Source organism: Nocardia macrotermitis (assembly GCF_009604405.1).
GTDB classification, from domain to species: Bacteria; Actinomycetota; Actinomycetes; order Mycobacteriales; family Mycobacteriaceae; genus Nocardia; species Nocardia macrotermitis.
On sequence record NZ_WEGK01000013.1, the window covers coordinates 237,384 to 257,051 of the forward strand.

The following is a 19,668-nucleotide window of genomic DNA, read 5'->3' on the forward strand; positions in this document are numbered from 1 at the left end:
TCGGCTATCGCGACTCGGTCGACGGTAGCCACGGGGGTGGCTGCGGGCCGCTGGATTCGGGCAGGTGTCCGTCCTGAGATTCGGTATCTCCAGGGGGGAGCAGGATGTCGGCGTTGATGAGCAGAACGCCGGTGGCTGGGTGGCGCATCAGCGTGGTGATCCGATACCGGGTGCCCCGTGGAAACAGGAGTTCGTTGGCATCGGGCACGTTGCTGCGCGACCCGATCCACAGGCCGTGGGCACCGACCGGGACGATGAGGGACAACCAGGCCGTGAATTTCTGACCTGCGGGCATGATGATCAGGTGGCGGTCGACCGCGGTGGACAGGTAGCCCGGTTCGGTTTGCACGGTACCCGCGAGCAGCGCCGGATCGCGGTCGCCCAGCGGTTCACCGTCCGAGGCCAGCAGGAAAGTGGTTTCGAACAGGCCACGTTGGACCTCGATCGGCTCGGTGAGCGGTATGGGTCGGCGAGTGGCTTCGTCCAACAGTTCGATCTGTCTGCGCACACTGGTGCTGCGCGCCGGCAGGCCGAGGTAGCGCTGGTAGATCTTCTGATACTGCTCCGCATGGACGCTGTTCTCCTCGATGACACGCAGTGCACGCTCCGGGTCCGGGCTCTCGAGGAGCGCACGCAGTTTCTGCCAGGTTGCGGACGCCCGGGTCGGATCGGGAATTGCTTGGCCCACAGCAGTTTCCCCGCGCTGATACCAGGATGTCAGTGCGGCGAGCGACAGCTGGTCCGACCCGGTCAGCTCGGTCAGCAACCGCTTCATGGCGAGAACAGCGGCGAACCGGTCGAGGCCCAGTTGCAGCTCGGCGTCGGGGTTGCGCAATGTCCCGTTGGGGATCGGACGGCGGTCGTAAGCCCAGACAGCGTGTTGTTGTTCCGGAGTGAGTTCGTGCCACCGGGCCATTCTGGTTTCACCGAAGTTCACCCCGGCGGCGGTGGTGTCGAATACCCGGATGCCGTCGAGGTTGAGATGTCCGATGCCGGGTCCGTGGGCGTCGAGCCCGGTGGAGATGGGTGGCAGTGGCGTATGGCCGGGCGGTAGTGCGAATGCCGCCGGGCTGTGTAGTTGTTCGGGGGCGATGGTGAACAGGGTGCCGTCGGGTTCGGTCGCGATGAGCGTGTGTTCCGGGTTCTCGGGGTCGATGTGTAGCAGGGCGAACGGTGCGTCGGATGCGCCGTGCTGGTGGAGCCCACGAGCTGTTTTGGGGTGCAACACGATCAGATTGAGCGCGAGCGCACGTGCTGCGATGGGGAGGACGAGTGTGGCCAGGCCGTCCGTGTCCATCTGCGGGTTGTCCAGAACGTTGGCGAGGTGGAAGTATCCGATTTGCCGGTATTGATGGAATTGCTGGTTGAATTGTTGCCGCTGCTGTAGTTCGGCGTCCCACTGTTCGGATGTGAGGTTTCCGGCGTCGTGGTCCTTCTCGACAGCGGCGCGGCGCACTGTTTCGCGCCGGTAGATGACACCGAGTTGTGGTGGGTCGAACAGCCCGTTGAATTCGACGGTGTGCTGGCGCATTTGCTGGGCGACTCGGCGACGCGCATCGCTCGCGGTGAGGTGGCCGGACAATCGTGATAGCGCCTCGAACACGCGGTTTCCGGCGTTGGTCAGCGGCACCCATTGCGGCGTGGGATTGTCGGGCGACTGTTGCGGTTCCGCTGTCGCCGGTGGGGGTGTGGCTGGGGCGGAGGTGCGGGGTGCGCCCGGCGCGAGGGTCGTGGGTGGTGTCGCGCCGGTGCTGTTCGGTTGCCCGCCGGTATGGGCCCGGAGGCCGGCGGCGTACGCACCAGGGCCGTTCGCGGTGATCATGTAGAACTTCGACATGTGCTCGAGGCCGACGGCGACGATGCCGGTGCGTTTCGGGGTGGGTACCGTCGGCCATGCGTGGAAAGTGCCGGGTTCGTGGATCCGAGGGTTTCGGCCGGGGACCTTCTCCAGAACGCTGCCCGAGGGCAGCAGGTGGTACTCGGTGCGGTCGGGTAGCCGCCAGGCTTGATGATCGCGCATGACCCGGTGTTCGATGCCTTCGGGGGTGCGGGTGTAGCGCTCGCCGTTGGCCGAGAGGCCGATGATCGTGTTGTCGGGGGCGCGGCGGTATTCGGTTGCGCCGGCGGGGGTGAAGAAGTCGGTGACGATGTCGTGTAGCCGTTCGCCGGGGCCGCGGCCGGTCCGAGGATCACCGACGCGGAAGTAGGTGATGTCGCGGGCGGAGTCGTGGCGGTAGCGAACGCCGTTGTCGTCGATGTATCCGGTGCCGCCGGGGTCCAGGCGGAGTTCGATTCCTGGGATCGTCCACCGGAACCTGTGGTTGTCGTCGTGCGGGTTCTCCAGGATCAGCCGGACGGGTTCACCGGTGTGCGGATCGTATTCGAGGCCCAAAACCGCGTAGGTGTGCTTGCCGTACAGGCCCGGCACCATTGTGGCGTTCTCGACACCGGGCCCGAACGCGTGCGTGTCGATGAGTACCGTGGCCCCGCGCTTCAACAGGTATTCGATGCGTCGTAAGAATGCTGTCGCCGCTGTTTTCTGGACGTCGGACTGTAGGGCGCCCAGTCTGCCGCCGCTGGTCACCTGACGGTGGTAGTCGGTCACGGCGGCTTTCTCCGCCTGCCATTTCGCCGGGAGGACATCGTTCAGATATCTCTGGAATACCGCGGCGGCGTTGCGTTCCTCGCTTTGCTGGTAACGGTTCCAGGCGAGTTCCAGGGCAAGCCCGCCTTGGTGGACCTGCTGGAGCCGTTGGTAGTCGGCCGCCCGCCGTGCGTTGGCTTGTGCGTGCCAGTGTTCGTAGTGTCCAGGGAATTCGTCGATGAACTGCGAATCGGCGTTGGGGCCCAACAACTTCCGCAGCTCGTTCGGGCCGAGTCGGAACGGATGCAACACCCGCTCCGAACCGACGGGCGTCGGGCGCGGCGTTCCGGTTCCCGCTTCGTAGTACTCCCGGCCGAGACGTTCGAGAACCATGCCGGGTGGGAATCCTGCGGCCGAATAACCGTCGGAGGCGACGAATCGTTGTAGGAAGGCTTTCTCGATCATCACTGCCCAGATCGGCTTGCCGACTTCGTGGTGAACGCTGTGCGGGCTGTCCCAGCGTTGTTTTTCCACCCGTACCCATTCGGGTTTGCCGTCGATGAAGAAGCGGACCCCGGCCGTGCCGTCCTTGTAGTCGGTGAGCATGTCCAGGATCGCTTGCGGATGGTCGTTGACCATTACCTTCAACGGTGCCAGCAGCGAACAGGTATTGGCCCCTCTCTGCTGGAGGTCCTCGGGGTGGATTTCGGGTGTGCCGTCCTTGGAGATGTGGAACAACGGGTGGTCGTGCAGATCGATGAGCCTGGGCAGGGCCGGAATCACCTCGTTGCCGCCGGTGACCGCGATCCAGTCCTGCTCCCCGGGCAGTTTGATCCATCGTGAGGTGCTGTTTCGGGGGGTGGCGATCACGGGTGTGCCGGCGGGCACGGTCCGGATCGTCGGTGTGCCGGTCGCACTCGAGATTCCGGCGATACGGGTCTGTCCACCCGGCAGGTTCCAGTGGAGCATGCCGGTAGTGCTGCCCGGTGCGTCCGGTCGGAAGTGTGTGGTGATGTCCAGCAGTGCGGTGGGTAGGTAGGTCATCAGCCCCGTCGGGCCCTGGTAGCGGTAATGGAGGCCCTTGCCCGGAATTTCACCGACGGTGACGTGCATGGATCCGGAGTTGTAGAACCGGTGCGCGTCACCGGCGTAGTCGAGGAGTGTCAGTATGCGGTCCCCGCCCGGCGCCTTCGGTCCAGGCAATTCGACCGGTAAGGGGAGCTTCGGAAACTTTTTGTCTTTGTCCTCGCGAGACAGGTTCTCCAGGCGCTCACCGACATCCAGTGGTTTCGGTTTCAGCAAGGACCAGTCGAAGGTCTTCGGGAATTCCGGCCGTTGTGGTGGGGTATCTGTCACCGGGACCGGGTTCGTGGACAACTGCTGGTCCAGGTGATCACCGAAAACCGTCTGTTCTTCGCTGGCAACGACAGTGGGTGTCGGCTGGGGGGCCGTCGCGTCCGCAGGGGTGTCGTTGGGGGACGCGGTTGTCAGTGCGGCGAGCGTGCCACCCGCTGGGGTGTCGGTGTGGGTGGTGTTGGTGGGGGCGCGGGGCATGGCGGATGTGCCCTGGCTGCTCGATTCTTCGCCGAAGCCGCCGGTGTCCAGGTACTTCGTGTTCGTACGGACCACGACGGGGTCTTGTGGTCCGTACAGGGCGTGCGCGCCCGGCCCGCTCATGTACAGATTCTCGAGTTTTGTCACGTGTTCGGGGGCGAGGGCGATGATGCCGCCGCGTCGGGGGAAGGTGGTGTCGGGTGGATCGATGCGGGTCGGGTCCAGCCGGGGCGGTTGGCCTGGTTGGCGGATGTATTTGGTGGTGCGGTTTTTGTGGGTCCAGTATTCGGTCTGGTCGCGGTCTTTGCGGTAGTGGCTGCCGTCGGGGTTGTGTTGTTGGATGGTGCCGTCGGGTGCGCGGTGGTAGCGGGTGGTGTCGGGGGAGTAGCGGTAGATGTTGTGGTCGGGGTCGTGGCGTTCTTGGGTGCCGTCTTTTCTGGTGATGTAGCGGGTGCCGTCGCGGGCTATGCGGTAGTGGCCGCCGTGGCCGTCGGGGTGGTAGTTGTTGCCGCCGGGGTCGAGGCGGAGTTGGATGCCGGGGATGGGGGTGGGTAAGCGGCGGTTGTGGTTCCAGGGGTTCTCGATCAGGATCCAGATCGGTGTGCGGTTCGCATCGCGTTCGACGTTCACAGCCGTGTACGCGTGGTCGCCGATCAGACCCGGTACTGCGGTCTTGTTTTCTCGTCCTGCACCGAACGGGTGGGTGCCGACGATTACTGTGGTGCCGCGTTGTAGTGCGTGGTCGATGCGTTCGGCGATCGCGTGTGCGGCGGCGGCCAGGTGGGTGGGCAGGATTCGGTGTTCGGGGGGGCCTTCTTGGGTGGTTTTGAAATATTCTGTGAGGGCGCGTTTTTCGTCGTCCCACTGGTTGGGGTAGCGGCGGTCCAGGTAGCCGCGGAACCCGGCGGGGGTTGTGATGCTCTCGGTGCGGTCGTACTCTGCCCAGGCTGCGTCGATGGCGGCTTTGTTCTCTTTCGGGATGGTGTTGATGCGCTGTTTCGCCGCCTCATACTTCGGCATGGCCTCCTGGTGCCAGTGTTCGAAGCTATCCGCGATCGTGCGGGCGAATTCGAAGTCGGCTGCGGGCATATCGTTCTGGGTGCGGTCCGAGTGCACGCGTTCGCGGGTCAGGAAGTCGCTGACCAGGTTGTGCAGGGTGTACATGTCGAAACGCAGCGGGTGCAGGAAGGTGCCGTCGTTCACCGTGCGGACCGGTTGTGCCCGCCCGGGTTGTTTGATCTCCACTACTTCGCCCTGTGCGGGATCGTATGTGTTGTAGCTCGTCGGGGCCTGGTGGAAACCCTTGCCCAGAATTGCGGCGACCACGCCCGCCGGGGCTCCGGTGTTGAGGCCGTGGTAGTCGTTGCCGCCGCCGAACCGCATGGCGTATGCCTTTTCGATGATGCTGGGCCACAAGGGTTTTCCGGTCTGGTGGTAGGCGAAGTACCCGATATCGGTGCCCGGGTGGACGTAGATCGACTTGTGGACGGGTACCCAGATGTATTCCCAGATGAGCTCGTCTTTGGTCGAGGCCGGGCTCTTGACGCGGAATCGGACGCTGACGGTGCCGTCGTTGTTGTCGTGCAGGATGTCGCGGATCGCCTGTTTATCGACCGTGGCCTTGGCCTTGAGATTCGTCAGCAGCGCACAGTCCCCGGCGGCGCCTTGGCCGACGTCCTCCGGTTGTGGCTCGCCGCTGGGGCCGTAGAGGTCCTCTCCGCTGCGGTCGATCAGCTGCGGCAGTCTTGGTAGCACCAACTCGTGGGCCTCGACCCGCACCCACGTCGGGTCTTCGGGCGCCTTGAGCCATCGCGAGGTTCCAGGCCCGGGTCTGGCCACTATGGTGCGCCCGTGCGCGACATGCAGGGCTTTCTCCGCGCCGGTCACGTCGGTGCCGATGAATCGGGTCTGGCCGTACGGGACGTCCCACGTCAGCGTGCCGAACTCGGCGGTGGGGTCGGGCGGCGTGAAAGTGAAACCCTCGTCCTGGTCCGCCAATGCCGCGGGCAGGTCCAGTTCGTTCCCGTTCGCATCGAACTGGACCCGGTAAACGTCTTTGTCGGGGAGGAATTTCGCCTTCGCCGCTCCGGTGATTTGCAGGTGGTGTCCCGTGCCATCGAGCGCGACGAGGGTCAGGATCTCTCCGGCCAAGGGAAGGCTGGGCCTGGGCATCATGACCGGTATGCCGGGGGGCGGGAACTGGGTCGGTCGCTGGGTCGGGGGTGCGGGGATCGTCTCGTCGAGTTGTGTGCGTTCGGGGTCGGTGGTGCCGTCGGGGAGTTCGAAGCCGAGTTTTTCCAGGATGTCGTGGCCGAAATTGGTTCGGAGACTGTCGAACTCGGTCGGGGTCGTGGGTTCGTCGAGGTCCATCGTGTCGTCGGTGGTCTCGGTCGCCGGGCGGGTGGGGAACGCCTCGGGGTTGTCCAGGTTCGCGGGGCCGATGCCGTCGGCGTCCATGGCCAGGCTCAATCGTGGTGTGTCGTCAGCGGACGCGTGCAGCAGCAGGAACGGTGGGTTGAATCTGCCGAGTACAGCGTCGGGGGTTCGGTCCGGGTGGGTGTGGTCGGTCCGGTCCGGGTATACATCGGAGGTCCCGTCCGGGTGCTGCACGATGATGCTGAGTCCTGATGCCAGGGCGGTGAGGGGGATCAGCAGGCCCAATAGGTGGTCGGTGGGGGCGTGGGGGTTGCGTAGCAGTTCGATGAGGCGTCGGAGATCGGTGCGTCGCCAGTGTTCGAGTTCGTCCTCGAACTTTTCACGCACGACGGCTTCGTTGTCCCACGCCTCATCGCTCAGCTTTCCGGCGTGATACTGCGCGTCGGCGTGTGCGCGGCGGTCCTGGTCGGACTGGCGGATCTGCTGGAGGTGGGGTGTCGCGTTGAGTATTGATCGCAGCGTGGCGGAGTACTCGTCGTAACGCTCCTCGAAAAGCTCGTGCATCCGGTCGGCGAGTAGGCGGCGTACCCGCTGTGCACCGATGTGGCCCTCCCATCGAGCCAATGCTTCGAACAGCTGATTCCCGTTGTCCGGCAACATATCCCAGCGGACCGGTTCGGGTGCGTCGAGGTCCTCCATGGTGGTGGTGGGGCTGGGTTCGCGCGGTTGCGGGTGATCGTTCGGGTCCGGTTCGGGTGCGTCGGTGTGGGTGGGTGTGGGTGTGGCCGCGGCATCGTCCAGCATGAAGAAGGCCTCGACCGGGTCTTCGGTATTCACGGTCGATGCCGGGGGACCGGTGATGTCGCCGGCCGCGGATGCGGGAGCCTGGTCGGTCGGAGTGTCGGCGTCCGGTGGTGCGCCGATGAGGGTGTTGCCGAGTGTGATGAGGCCGGTGGGGGGGTGTTCGGGGATGGTGTCGCGGTTGCCTTCGGGTGTGAATACGGCGGTGGCGATGGCGCGTGTGGGTGGGGGTGTGTAGTCGGTGAAGGGGATGTCGGGGCCGGTGGTGGCGGGGTCGTGGACCTTGATGGTTCCCTTGTCGTTGTAGTAGACGGTGGTGTGTGCCCCGATGCCGAGTTCGTTGTTGCCGGTGGTGTATTGGTCGATGACCAGGGCGAGGGCGCCGTCTCCGAGGCGGTTGAGGAGGTTTGTGATGTCGGCGCGCTTCTGGGCGTCGACGGTTTGTAGCGGTGTACCGATGATGGTTTGGAATTTTTGTCCGGTCATGCCGGTGAGGGGGTTGTGTTCGTTTTCGGTGGGTGTGGTGAAGGGGGGTTGGGTCTTGCGGTCGATGAAGTGTTTTTCGGTGAATTGCATGGCCAGTGGTGCGCAGTTGGGGCGTGGGATCGCCGCTATTTCGGCTTCGGTGATTTCCTGGGTGGCTCGTGATCGGGCTGCGGCTACGAGTTTTGCGAGTCCTTGCGGGCTGAGATCTTGATCGATTCCGAGTCGTTTTTGTAGCGCTTTCAGTGACTGATCCACATCAGTGCGGGTGGGGTACTTGGAATTGGTTTTCTGTCGGATGGCTTTTGCGATGTCTATGCCGGATTTGTATCCGGCGGTGACGTAGCGCAAATATGTGCGTTGGTTGTTCAGGATCGAGATGTCCCTGACGCGTGCACCCTCGGTGGGGGCGAGTCGTCGGACGAGGTCTGCGGGTGGGTGCGGGGCCTCGAATGCGCCGACTGTTTGTACCTGGCTTGTGGTTGGTGTGGGGTTCGGTGCGGTGGGGAAGCTGGCGGTTGGGATGTGGTCGGGGGTGTGTTTGCGTTTGCCGAGGGTGTTCGTGGTCGGTATGTGGGTGTCGCGGTGTGGGGTGGAGCCGTCGCTGCTGCTGGTGCTGTCGCGTATTTCTGCTGGGGTGATTTCCTGGGCGGCCCGTGATCCGGCTATGGCTACGAGGTCTGCGAGACCTTGCGGGCTGAGATCTTGATTGATTCCGAGTCGTTTTTGTAGCCCTTTCAGCGAATTATTCACCTCAGCGGCGTGGGGGTGCTTGGATTTGGTTTTCTGTCGGATGGCTTTTGCGATGTCTTTGCCGGATTTGTATCCGGCGAAGACGTAGAGCAAATAGGTCCGTTGGTTGTTCGCGATCGGGGTGTCCCTGACGGTTGGGATGGAGCCGTCGCTGCGGCTGCCGGCGCCGATTCGGCGAGCGCGGACTTCGGCGATGTCACCGTAGGTGAACATGCCCAGGTCCGCGGCCATCTTACCGAGGTCGGGCCGGGTGCTGCTCTCGAGGGAAGCCAGGTTCTTCAGGTTCTTTCTGACCTTGGATATCACACTTCCCACCGCCGATTCGGTGATGTTCACATACTCGGAAGCTCCGGTGTTCTGGAGGGCGTTTTTGATGGCGAGGTCGCTGCCGTATTCGGCGGCTGCGTACAGCACAACTGTGCGCTGGTGGGCGGTGGCTGTGTATTCTTTGCCGCCCGGGAGTGTGATCTTCTTGTCGTGGGTGAATACGAATGTGTCCGGGTCGAGCCGTTCGGTGAGACGTTCGACGAGGGCATTTTCTGCTTCGCTGAACGTGGGGGCGGCCCGTTGTCCGGCCGCCATCAGGAGGTATTGGAGTCCTGCCGGGCCGGTGTTCGGCGTGAGTCCCAGTCGCAGTTGTAGTTCTGCCAGCGAGTCGTTCACTGTGCCGGCCTCCGTGTGGAGGGGCGGGTCGTGTTTCTCGAGGGCTTTTGCGATAGCCGCGCTGGAGGTGTATCCGGCGGTGTAGAGCAGGTATGTGCGTTGATCGCCTTCGATCAGGACATGCCCGGCGGGCACGGTGACCGTGTCGCGGTCGGATTGTGCGGTGGGCTGGTCGTTCGACGCTGTGATCGGCTCCCGGGCGGACGGGTCGAGGTCTATCTGGTCGGCGTGTAGTGCGGGTGCTGTGCGGTCGGGCGTATCGGCTGCTTGTGCCTGGTGTGTGGTTGGCGTGGGGGTATTGGTGGTGTCGGGTATCGGGTTGCTGGTGTCAGGCGTGGATGTATCGGCTGCTGGGGCGGGGTTGTCCGGGCCGAAGTATGCGTCGAGCTCGGATGGATCGATGGTGATGTCGTCGGGTAGGTCCGAGTTGAAGAAATCGTCGAATACTTCCGAGAATTCGTCCTCGGTCGCGGGGATGCCGGTGGTGGTATCGGTGTTGTGGGGAGGTGCGCGTGTGGCGGTTGTGTCGAGGTTCGTTGTGTAGTCGAAGTTGTAGGTGGGGGTGTTGGGTATTGTGAATGGGCTGAATATTCCAGGCCATTCCGTATCCATTGTGAGGAATCCGGTCGGGAAGGGGGAGAATTCGGCTGGGAGGGTGGAGAATTCGTCGATATTCATCGGTTCGCCGTCGAAGTGCATCGATATGATTTCGGTGGGGATGTGGAAATCGTGGGGTAGGGCGATGTTCATCGAGTTGTCGGTGTGGTCGAGCGTGATGATGGCGTTGTCGGGCAGGGTGAGGTCGTCGAGTTGGGGTGTTGGTTCGGTGGTGTCCTCGGTCGGGGCGATGGTCATCGGTTCGTCGGCGGTGTCCTGCGTGGGTGTTGGGAGATCGAATTCGTCGGTGTTGTTCTGGGGGACCGTCCCTGTCTGCTTGGCCCACGTGACGAGTGCGGCGCGCCCCGCATTGCGAATGAGCTGAATTCCTACTTTTTTGCGGAGTTCTTTGAAACGGTTTCGCACCACCCATTCGGTGACGTGCTCGTATTCGGGATTGTCGGGATCATCGAGTTCATGAAGCATAGTCACGATCTCTTGGTCGGTGTATCCGGCGACGAGGTACGGCAGGAATGTGCGTTGATCTTCGTTGAGTTTAATGCTGGTGCCGGTGTAATAGTTGTTCTGGTTGTGGCGTATGTGGATGGTGGGTTGGTCGGGTTTGTTGTGGTAGTGGTGTCGGGTGCCGTCGGGGTGTTCGATGGTGACGTTCGCCGTTCGCATGAGTTCGGCCGTGGCGACCAGGACCAGGGGGGTGTCGCCGTGGCCGAGTAGGTGGGTGCCGGTGTCGGCGTAGGGGGCGTCCAGGTCGCGGAGCGCGGTGATTTCGTCCTCGAGTATGCGGTCGCGTTCTTCGGCGAACCAGGTCTCGGGCTGTGGCGTGTCGGCCGTGACCGGGAGTGTCTGGTGGCGGGCCAGTTCGGCGATGCGCTTGGCATCGAGGCTGTCGTTGGTGATGCGTTCGCGGTAACGGTCTCGGTTGTTTTCGAGGTGTTCGACGAGTCGTCGGCGCATCTGCCGTGGGTCGTCGTAGCCCGCTGCTCGGGCCGCGGTGGCGAGGAGTGGTGAGGGGTGTGTGCCAGGTGCGACGTGTTTCCAGTTCACCGGTGGGGTGCGGGTGGTGTTGGTGGATGTGGGCGTGGCGGGTGTGTGGATGAGAATGGCGGTGATCTGGGTGCGGTCGAGGGTGCCGAGTGTTTCTCGGATCAGAGCATTGGCGGCGGCGGTGGCGGTGGTCCAGTGGTGGGGTTCGCCGGGTGTGGACAAGTGGATGCGGGTTCCGGGAGGGAGTTCGTTGTGGGCGAGCCTGCGTGAGAGCTCGTCGATGTGGACTGCTTCGAATCCGTGTGCCCGCCCCGCGGTGGGTGCGTTGGTGTCCCCGGGTGCGTCGAGTGCGGTGTCGCCGGTGTCGCTTCGGGTGAGCTCGCCTGTCTGCTTGGCCCACGTGATGAGGTCGGTGTGTCCCGCAGTATAAGTGGTCGCGGTCCCCGCTCGTGTGCGGAGATCGTGATGCGCGAATCCCAGTGATTCGAGGGTGGCGCGCGCGAACTTGGGATCAGGATCGCCGCTTTGTCGGAAGGTTTCCACGATCTTCTCGTTGGATTCGCCGGCGACGAGGTGTGACAGGTATGCGCGTTCGTAATCGTTGAGGGTGATGGTGGTGCCGGTGTAGTAGGTGCCGTTGCGGTCATGGCGGATATGAATTGTGGGTTGGTCGGGTGTGTTGCGGTAGTGGTGTTGGGTGTGGTCGGGGTGTTCGACGGTGAAGTTCGTTTTCGGGGCGAGATGCATTGCGGCGACGAGGACCAATGGGGTGTTGCCGTGGCCGGTGAGTCGGTACTGGTTATCGATGTAGCGGCTGTCGGTGGTGTGGAGCGCGGCGATTTCGTCGGTGAGTATTCGGCGCATTCGTTCGACGAGCCCGGGTGTGAATTGTTCGAGGTGGTCCGGGGCGGTGGGGGATTGGTCGGGGTGAGTGTCCAGGAATTCCTGGTGCACGCCGGGGCGATCTTCGACTTTTCCGTCGAGGATGTCGTTGGTGATGAGTAGGTAGTAGTAGGAGAAGTTCTCCCGGAGGTGGTCGGCGAGTCGTCGACGCATCTGGTTCGGGTCGTCCTCGGCCGCTATTCGTGCCGCTGCGGCGATGAGGGAGTGATGTGCACCGGGGTCGACGCGGTTCCAGCGGGCCGGGGTGGTTGTGGTGGTGTCGGGTTCGGGCTCGCGGATGGTCGGGTAGGTCTGTTCGGAGGTGACCGCGGCTTCCGCGTGGGGGTGCGCGGTGGAACCGTCACCGATGTTTATTTGACGCCGGAATTCTTCTATCTCTCGGTCGGTGATCAGATTCCGTGCTTTGGCCGCGTCCACGAGGCCTTCGTATGCATGCCCATGCCTACTACGCGAGCGCTTACCGCCTGGTACCGAGGGGATCAGTTGATCGCGAAGAGCCCACAATGCGGTTTTCACTATTGATATGGTGATATCTTTCGGCTGTGTATGCCATTTGATTGGCACGTTCCTGCTGCCGTATTTCTGGACGGCTTCCACGATGTCTTTGTTGGTGGGTTTATCGAGTATGGCGACGTACAGCAGGTACAGGTATGCGGGTGAACGTTTCCAGAGTTTGCTCGTTGTGTTGCTGCGTGAGGCGCCGTGCCTGGGCGCGCGGACTCGCCGGGGCCTGGAAGCGACGTGTGCCGACGCCGACCCGGTGTCGAGGTTCGTGCTCGGGGCGCCGGATTCGGGTGCGAGCCTGGGGTGCGTGAGGGGGCCGGTCTCATCACTCCGCACTGAGGGAGCCGTGTTCTCGGTGGTGTAGTCCATTGGTTCGGTGATGGTGAGGCCGAGTGTGTGGTCGATTGTGGTGAAGTCTTGTTCCCATTGGGGGGTGGTGGGTTGGGTGGGTGTGGTTGTTTCGGGTGCGCCGATGAGGGTGTTGCCGAGTGTGGTGAGGGCGTCTGTGGTGTGGCCGGGGATGGTGGTGTGTTTGGCGTGGGGTGTGTAGAGGGCTGCGGCGAGGGTGGGTGGTTCGGGGTGGTGGGTGTGGTAGTCGGTGGCGGTGGGGTGGTCGTCGTTGGGGTGGTGGGTGGCGGGGTCGTAGACCTTGATGGTGCCGTTGTGGTTGTAGTAGGCGATGGCGTGTGCGCCGATGGTGTGGTGGTTGTTGGTGGTGTGGTGTTGGTAGATGGTGAGTGCGAGGGATCCGGGGCCGAGGGTGTTTTCGAGGTAGTCGGTGATGAGGAAGCGTGCGGGGAGAGTTTGTAGTGGGCCGGCGAGGGTTGCGTAGTTTTGGCCGGTCATGCCGTTGAGGGTGTTGTTGATGGTGGTGGTGTGGTTGGGGGTGGGTCGTTTGATGTGGATGTTGTCGGGGGTGTGGCCGTTGTTTTGGAAGTGGTTTACGCCGAAGTGGAGGGTTTGGGGTGCGCAGTTGGTGGTGGGGGTTGGTGTGGGTTGGTTGGTGGGGTGTGTTGTGGAGGAGCTGGCGATTGTGGTGTCGGGGGTGCGTTTGCGTTTGCGGCTGGGGCCGGTGGTGTTTGTGCGGGGGTGTGGGGTGGAGCCGTCGCTGGGGTGGGGGTTGTTTTCGGGGCCGGCTCCGTGAGCGCGGAGTCTGTCGAGGTCGCCATCGGTGACCACTTCCAGTTGTTTGGCCAGCCTGACGAGCTCAGGATGCCTGTTATTAGCGGGGAGGTTCGTGACCCCCAATAGTTTGTTGATACTTGCCAGCATTCCTTGTGCCGATTTTGCTTTGATGCCCACATAATCGGGATGTCCGGTACTTCGGAGGGCTTCTGCGATCGCGCCGCTTTTGTATCCGAGGGCTGCGTACGCCACGAATGTGCGTTGTTCGGCGGTTAGTATGGCTGTTTCGCCTTCGGCGAGTGTGACTTTTTTTCCCTGGGTGATCACGAGTTCGTCAGGGTTGATGTTGTGGGTGTTGCCGGCGTACTCGAGGGGCGGGTTCGTCCGTGTTGGGGGTGCGCGTGTGGCGCTGTTGTTGCCGGTGTTGGTTGTGTAGGGGTTTGTCGTGTAGTTGGTGTCGGGGTTGAGTTGGCTTTGGTTGAGTGCCCCTGTCTGCTTGGCCCACGTTACGAGAGCGGCGAGTTCAGCGCTGATCTCTACTTTTTGACGCAGTCTATTCAGTGAAACTACTGCTGCTCGGGGGATGGTATTTTGGAGGTCTTGTTGGAGTGGGCTCGCGGTCTGTTTGTTGGTGTGTTCGGTGACGAGGTGTTGCAGGTATGTGTGTTCGTGTTTTGTGAGTGTGATGGTGGTGCCGGTTTCGTAGGTGTTGTCGTTGTTGTGGCGTATGTGGATGGTGGGTTGGTTGGGTTTGTTGTGGTAGTGGTGTCGGGTGGTGTCGGGGTGTTCGATGGTGAAGTTGGCTGTGTCGATGAGGTTGATTGCGGCGATGAGAGCGAGGGGGGTGTCGCCGTGGCCGAGTAGTCGGTTGTGGTTGTCGACGTAGTCTTCTTCTGTGTTGCGGAGTGCTTCGATTTCTTTGTCGAGTAGCTGGGTGCGTTGTCGGGTGAGCTGGGTTTCGAATTGTGTGTTCGCGTCCATGACCGCGGCCGTGGCGATGTTGTCGGGGTGTATGTCCAGGAATTTCTGATATGTGGTCAGTTGGGTGATGCGTTGGTGGTCGAGGTCGTTGTTGGTGATGTGGTCACGGTAGCGGTTGCGGTTGTTGTGGAGGTGTTGAGCGAGTTTTTCGCGTATGTGTTGTGGGTCGGTGTTTGTTATGCGGGCTGCGGTGGCCAGGAGTGGGTGGTGTGTGCCGGGTTCCACGTGGTTCCAGTGCACTGGTGTGGTGCCGGTGGATGTGGATGTGGGTGTGGCGGGTGTGTGGATGATGACCGTGTTGTTTTGTGAGTGGTCGAGGGTGTCGATTGTTGCTCGGATGTGGTCGTTGCTAGCGGTGGTGGTCAATGGGTCGGCACGGCTGGGGGTGGCGAGGTGGATGTGGGTTCCAGGGGGTAATTCTTTGTTGGCGAGTTTGCGTGCTAGTTCGGTGGTGCGGAGTATTTCGAATCCATCTATCTGGTTCGGGTTCGGTGCGGTGGTGTTCTCGGGGTTCGTCGGGTATTTGTTGTCGTCGATGGTGTTCCGGGCGAGCTCTCCTGTTTGTATGGCCCATGTTTTCAGTGCGTCGCGTCCCGCCTGATGAGCAGGCTCGATTCCTACTTTCTTGCGCAGTCTTCCGAACGAATCATTCACGTTAATGGGAGTGACATTCATGATTTTGGCGATTTTCGGGTCGGAGTGCCCGTCGACGAGGTGTGGTAGGTATCTGAGTTCTATTTTGGTGAGTTCTATTTTGGTGCCGGTGTGGTAGGTGTCGTTGTTGTGGTGTATGTGGATGGTGGGTTGGTTGGGTGTGTTGCGGTAGTGGTGTTGGGGGTGGTCGGGGTGTTGGATGGTGAAGTTCGTGTTGGGGGTGAGGTTGATTGCGGCGATGAGGATGAGGGGGGTGTTGCCGTGGCCGCGTAGTCGGTTGTGGTTGTCGACGTATTTTTCTTTTGTGTTGCGGAGTGCGGTGATTTCGTTGGTGAGTGTTTGTGCGCGGTGCTCGCTGAGCCAGGTATTGAATTGTGTGGATTCGTCGAACTCGTGTGTCCCGATGAATTGCTCGTAAATGCCGGTCTCGTCGGTGTTCTTTTCTTCGTAGGTGTCGTTGGTGAGGTATTCGCGGTACAAGTGGGAGTTGGCTTCGAGGTGGGCGGCGAGTCGCTTGCGCATCGTTTGTGGGTTGTTTTCGCCTGCAATGCGGGCTGCTGTGGCGATGAGGGGGTGGTGTGTGCCAGGGGTGACAGGGTTCCAGTGGGCGGGGGTGGTTGTGGTGGTGTCTGGTTCGGGTTCGCGGATCGATGGGATAACGCGCTGGGCGGATTTGATGAGATTTATTCGCTCGCGGAATTGTTCTATATCTTCATCGGTGAACCATTTCTGCTTCACGGCTGCGTTTACAATGGCCTGGTTCAGATCTATATCGAATGACTCCCGGACATCGACTTCCAGTTTTATACGCTGTGCCGTCTGTGATCTTTTGACCGCGTTTGTGGAGGTTTCCGCGTAATCGTCGCCGAGGTAGCGTTTGGCGGCTTTCGCGATTGCCGTGTTGCTCTTGTCTTCGAGGATGGCGGCGAGCATCAGGTAGTGGTATGCGTGTGTTTCTTTCTTGATTTTGGGCTTGGCGCCGATGCGGGTGTTGCCGAGTGTGGTGAGGGCGTCTGTGGTGTGGCCGGGGATGGTGTCTCGTGTGCCGTCGGGTGTGAATGTGGCTGCGGCGAGGGCATGTGGGGGTGGGGTTCGGTTGTGGTATTGCTCGACGGTGAGGTCGTCGCCGGGGAGGTGGGGGTCGTGGACGTAGGTGTTTCCGTTGTGGTTGTAGTAGACGACGGCGTGTGCGCCGATGCCGTGGTGGTTGGTGGTGGTGTGTTGGTAGATGACGATTGCTTGGGCTCCGTCGCGGCCGCGGAGGTGTTGTGTGATGAGGTCGCGGTTGGGGATGGTGTGGAGTATGCCGGTGATGGTTTGGAGTTCTCGTCCGGTGGTGCCGGGCAGGGTGGTGTGGTCGGGTTCGGTGGGTGGGGTGAAGGGGGCGTGGCCGTTGCGTCGGATGAAGCGGTTTGCGGTGAATTGCAGGACGCGCGGTACGCAGTTGGCGGGGATGGTGTCGTGCGCGGGGTCGAGGATGACCAGGTCGGTGATGCCGTACATCTGGGCTTCCAGGGTCGCGCTGTCCACCTGCACGTCGTATGTGGCGCCTGGTTGGTAGACGAGGAATTGGTCGGTATTTCCGGTACGTCGGACCGCGAACGCGTTGGTGCCGCGATCGCCGATCATCCACACTGGTGCGTCGGCGGGCAGCAGGGCCCTGAGGTTCGTCTGTCCTGGGCGGAAGGGTGCGTGGCGGGTGTTGTCGCCCAGGCTGCGCTGTGCCCACTGGACCAGCTGATTCCGTCTCTGGTCGTCGCTGTCGGCGTGTGTGCTCAGGAGCATGTCGATCGCCTGTTGGCGTTGTTCCGGTGTGAGCGTCCGGTAGTCGAAGTGTTGTCCGTTGGTGGGTGGTTCGATGATCAGCCGTTGTAGCGCCAGCCAGCTGCCGAGCCGGCCGACCGGGCGGCCTCGGCTGGGCGTGGTGGGGCCGAGCCGCATCTCCCAGCTGCCGTTTCGTTGTTGGAGCAGGTAGAGATGGGGATCGCGCATGGCGTGGTGGTTGGGCTGTTTGTCGTGTTGGATGTGGTGTTGTTCGCCGTCGATCATCGCGGTCGGTGCGGGTTCCCGTTTGGTCGCGCTGAACAGTCGGCCGATGTCGAGTCGCGAATTGCGGGTCCGTGGTGCGGGGGTGGTGCGGGGGTGAGTTGCGGGGGCGAGGTGGGGTCCCTCGGTGTGTGGTTGTTGCTGCGGCGCGGGCTGTCGTGGCGGTGCGGTGGGCGCGGTGTCCGGTCGCAGGCCTGTGAAGAAGTCCTGCGCGGGTGCGGTTTCGGTGCTCGGGGAGTCCGGGGTCGGGGTCGGGTCTGTCGGTGGGCCTCGGTCGAAGGGGGAGGAGGACAACGGTGTCGACGGGAGGTGCTCTGCTTGCGTGGGGTAGGCAGTGGAACCACTCGGGGTATTGGTGGTTCGGATGTCGGGTGTGATGTCCGATGTGCTGCCGTCGGACGTCCGCACGACGTTTCCGTCCGGTCGGGTGGTCGTGAGAGTTGTTGTGCTGTGCCGTGATTGGTGTTCCGAGGGCTGGAAGCCGCCGGGGGCGCTCGGGTCGGTGTAGGCGGGGGGTGGGGCCAATGGTCCCGCTTCCACTGCCTCCTGGTACGTCGGTGGCACCACCAGTGAGGGGTTCAGCGATGGTGCGACTACGGCGGGTTGTGATGCGGGGTCGAGGAACACCAGATCGGTGATGCCGTACATGGCCATCGTATTTTCCATCACCGTCCGGGTCATCCGCTCGACGTAACCGGAGTCGTCGTTGTAGACGAGGAATTGATCGGTGCTTCCGATGCGTTGGGCCGCCAGCGCGCTGAGACCGCCGTGACTGATCATCCATATTCGTGCGTCTGTCGGCAGAGCCTGGAGGTCGGTGCGTTGCGGGACGAAGACTTCGTGGCGGGCGTTGGTGATGTCCAGGTTCCGCTGTGCCCATTGGACCAGTTGCTCCTGCCTCTGGTCGTCGCTGTCGGCGTGTGTGCTCAGGAGCATGTCGATCGCCTGCTGGCGTTGTTCCGGTGTGATCGTCGCGTAGGTGATGGGGCGCCCGTCGGCAGGTGGTCCGGTGAGTAGCCAGTGCATCGCCAGCCAGCCGCTGGGGCGGCCCACCACTATGTCGCCGTAGGGATTCAGGGGCCTGAGCTGAAGCTGCCAGGTGCTGCGGCTGCTGAACCTGTGCTCCTGCCGAACCAACACGAGATAGGGATTGTGCATGAGCGGATCGCTGGGCGGGCTCTCGCTCCGGATGCGTTGCTCGGTGTCGTCGACCAACGCGATCGGGTCCCGCGAGCCGAGTGGGCGGGGCACGCCGCGGCGCTGTCGAGGGGTGGCGCGGGCCAGTGTCACCGGGAAGTTGCGGGACGGTTCGATGGGTTGCTTCTCCCGCTGCGGCGAGGTCGAGCGCCCCGCCTGGCCGAGCATTTCCGGCCGGTACGCGGTAGGTCGGGCCAGGCGACGCTCGCCGGTGGAGGGGCCGGGCGCAGGCGTTGTCACATCCGGGACTTCGCGTGACTCATCGGCGGGCGGCGTATCACCCAGGGCCTTTTCGGTGGACTCGACGTTCGGACGCAGACCCGCGAAGAAGTCCGGCTCGGCTTCGGTGCCCGGCACGTGCGGGGGCGCATCGATGGCGGTGGGTGACAGTGAATCGAGGGCGATCTGGACCGCGTCGGTCATGGATGGTCGGGGGGTCACTGTCTGCTGCGCGGGGTCTCTGACGACCAGGTCGGTGATGCCGGACCGGGTTATCCACTGTTGCAGGCTCGATGCGTTCATCGCATAGATGTGACCGGTGTCGGGGTTGTAGACGCGGAATTCGTCGGCGGTGTTGGCGACACGTTCGACCCCCAGTGCGTTGGCGCCGCGGGGGCCACTCATCCATACCTGTGCGCGGGCCGGGAGATTCCCGAGTTCGACGGAGTTGTCCCAAGGCATGTGGACGGCGTTGTCGCCCAGGGCTACTTGTGCCCATCCGATCCAGTTGCGTTGTGTCAGGTCGTCGTTGTCGGTGTGCAGGCCGAGGAGGATGTCGGTCGCATCCCGGCGTTGGCTCGGGCGGAGCTCGGTGTAGTCGATGCCCTGTCCGACATCCATGGACCCGTCGCGTATCCAGTTCATCGCCAGTACGCCACCGTACCGGCCGACTACGGGGCCTGGGTTCTGTTGCACAACGCTTTCGGGGCGTATCCACAGTTGCCAGTTGCCCTGGTGGCCGGAGCTCGGCTGTCGACTGAACGGGAGACGGTTGCGTCCCTGCTGCGGGCTCAACTGGAGATAGGGATTACGCATGGTTCTGTGATCGTGCGCTACCTCGTTGAGGACTTCCTGGTCGATGCCGCCGACCGCCGCGAACGGTTGCTGTGGCGTCGGTTCGCGCATGCCGAGCGGGTCGAGTCTCGAAATGCCGGTTCGTGGTGAAAGGTTGGTGCGGGTCAGCCGTACCGGGAATCTGTCGACTCGCGAGGGCATGGCCCGCGAATTGTGTTGGGTGGCATCGTCGGACGGTTCGGTGGGTGTGTCCTCTTCGAGTGTGGTCTTTTCGGGTGTGCCGCTGCTGCGCGTGTTGTGTGGTGCGCCGATGAGGGTGGTGGCGAATGTGGTGGTTGTGGTGGGGTCGTTGAGGGGGTGGTTGGGGATGAGGGTGGGTTGGGCTTGGGGTGTGTAGGTGGTGGTGGTGATGGTGGTGGTGTCGGGTG

Annotated in this window: 1 protein-coding gene; it reads right to left on the bottom strand. The window is 62.8% G+C overall.

Translation table 11 applies throughout. The features are described from left to right. Positions 1–4: 4 nt before the first annotated feature. Positions 5–19,090, bottom strand: coding sequence for an ADP-ribosyltransferase (locus NRB20_RS27670; RefSeq protein ID WP_227833923.1), 19,086 nt, complete (start codon positions 19,088–19,090; stop codon positions 5–7). Positions 19,091–19,668 lie beyond the last annotated feature (578 nt).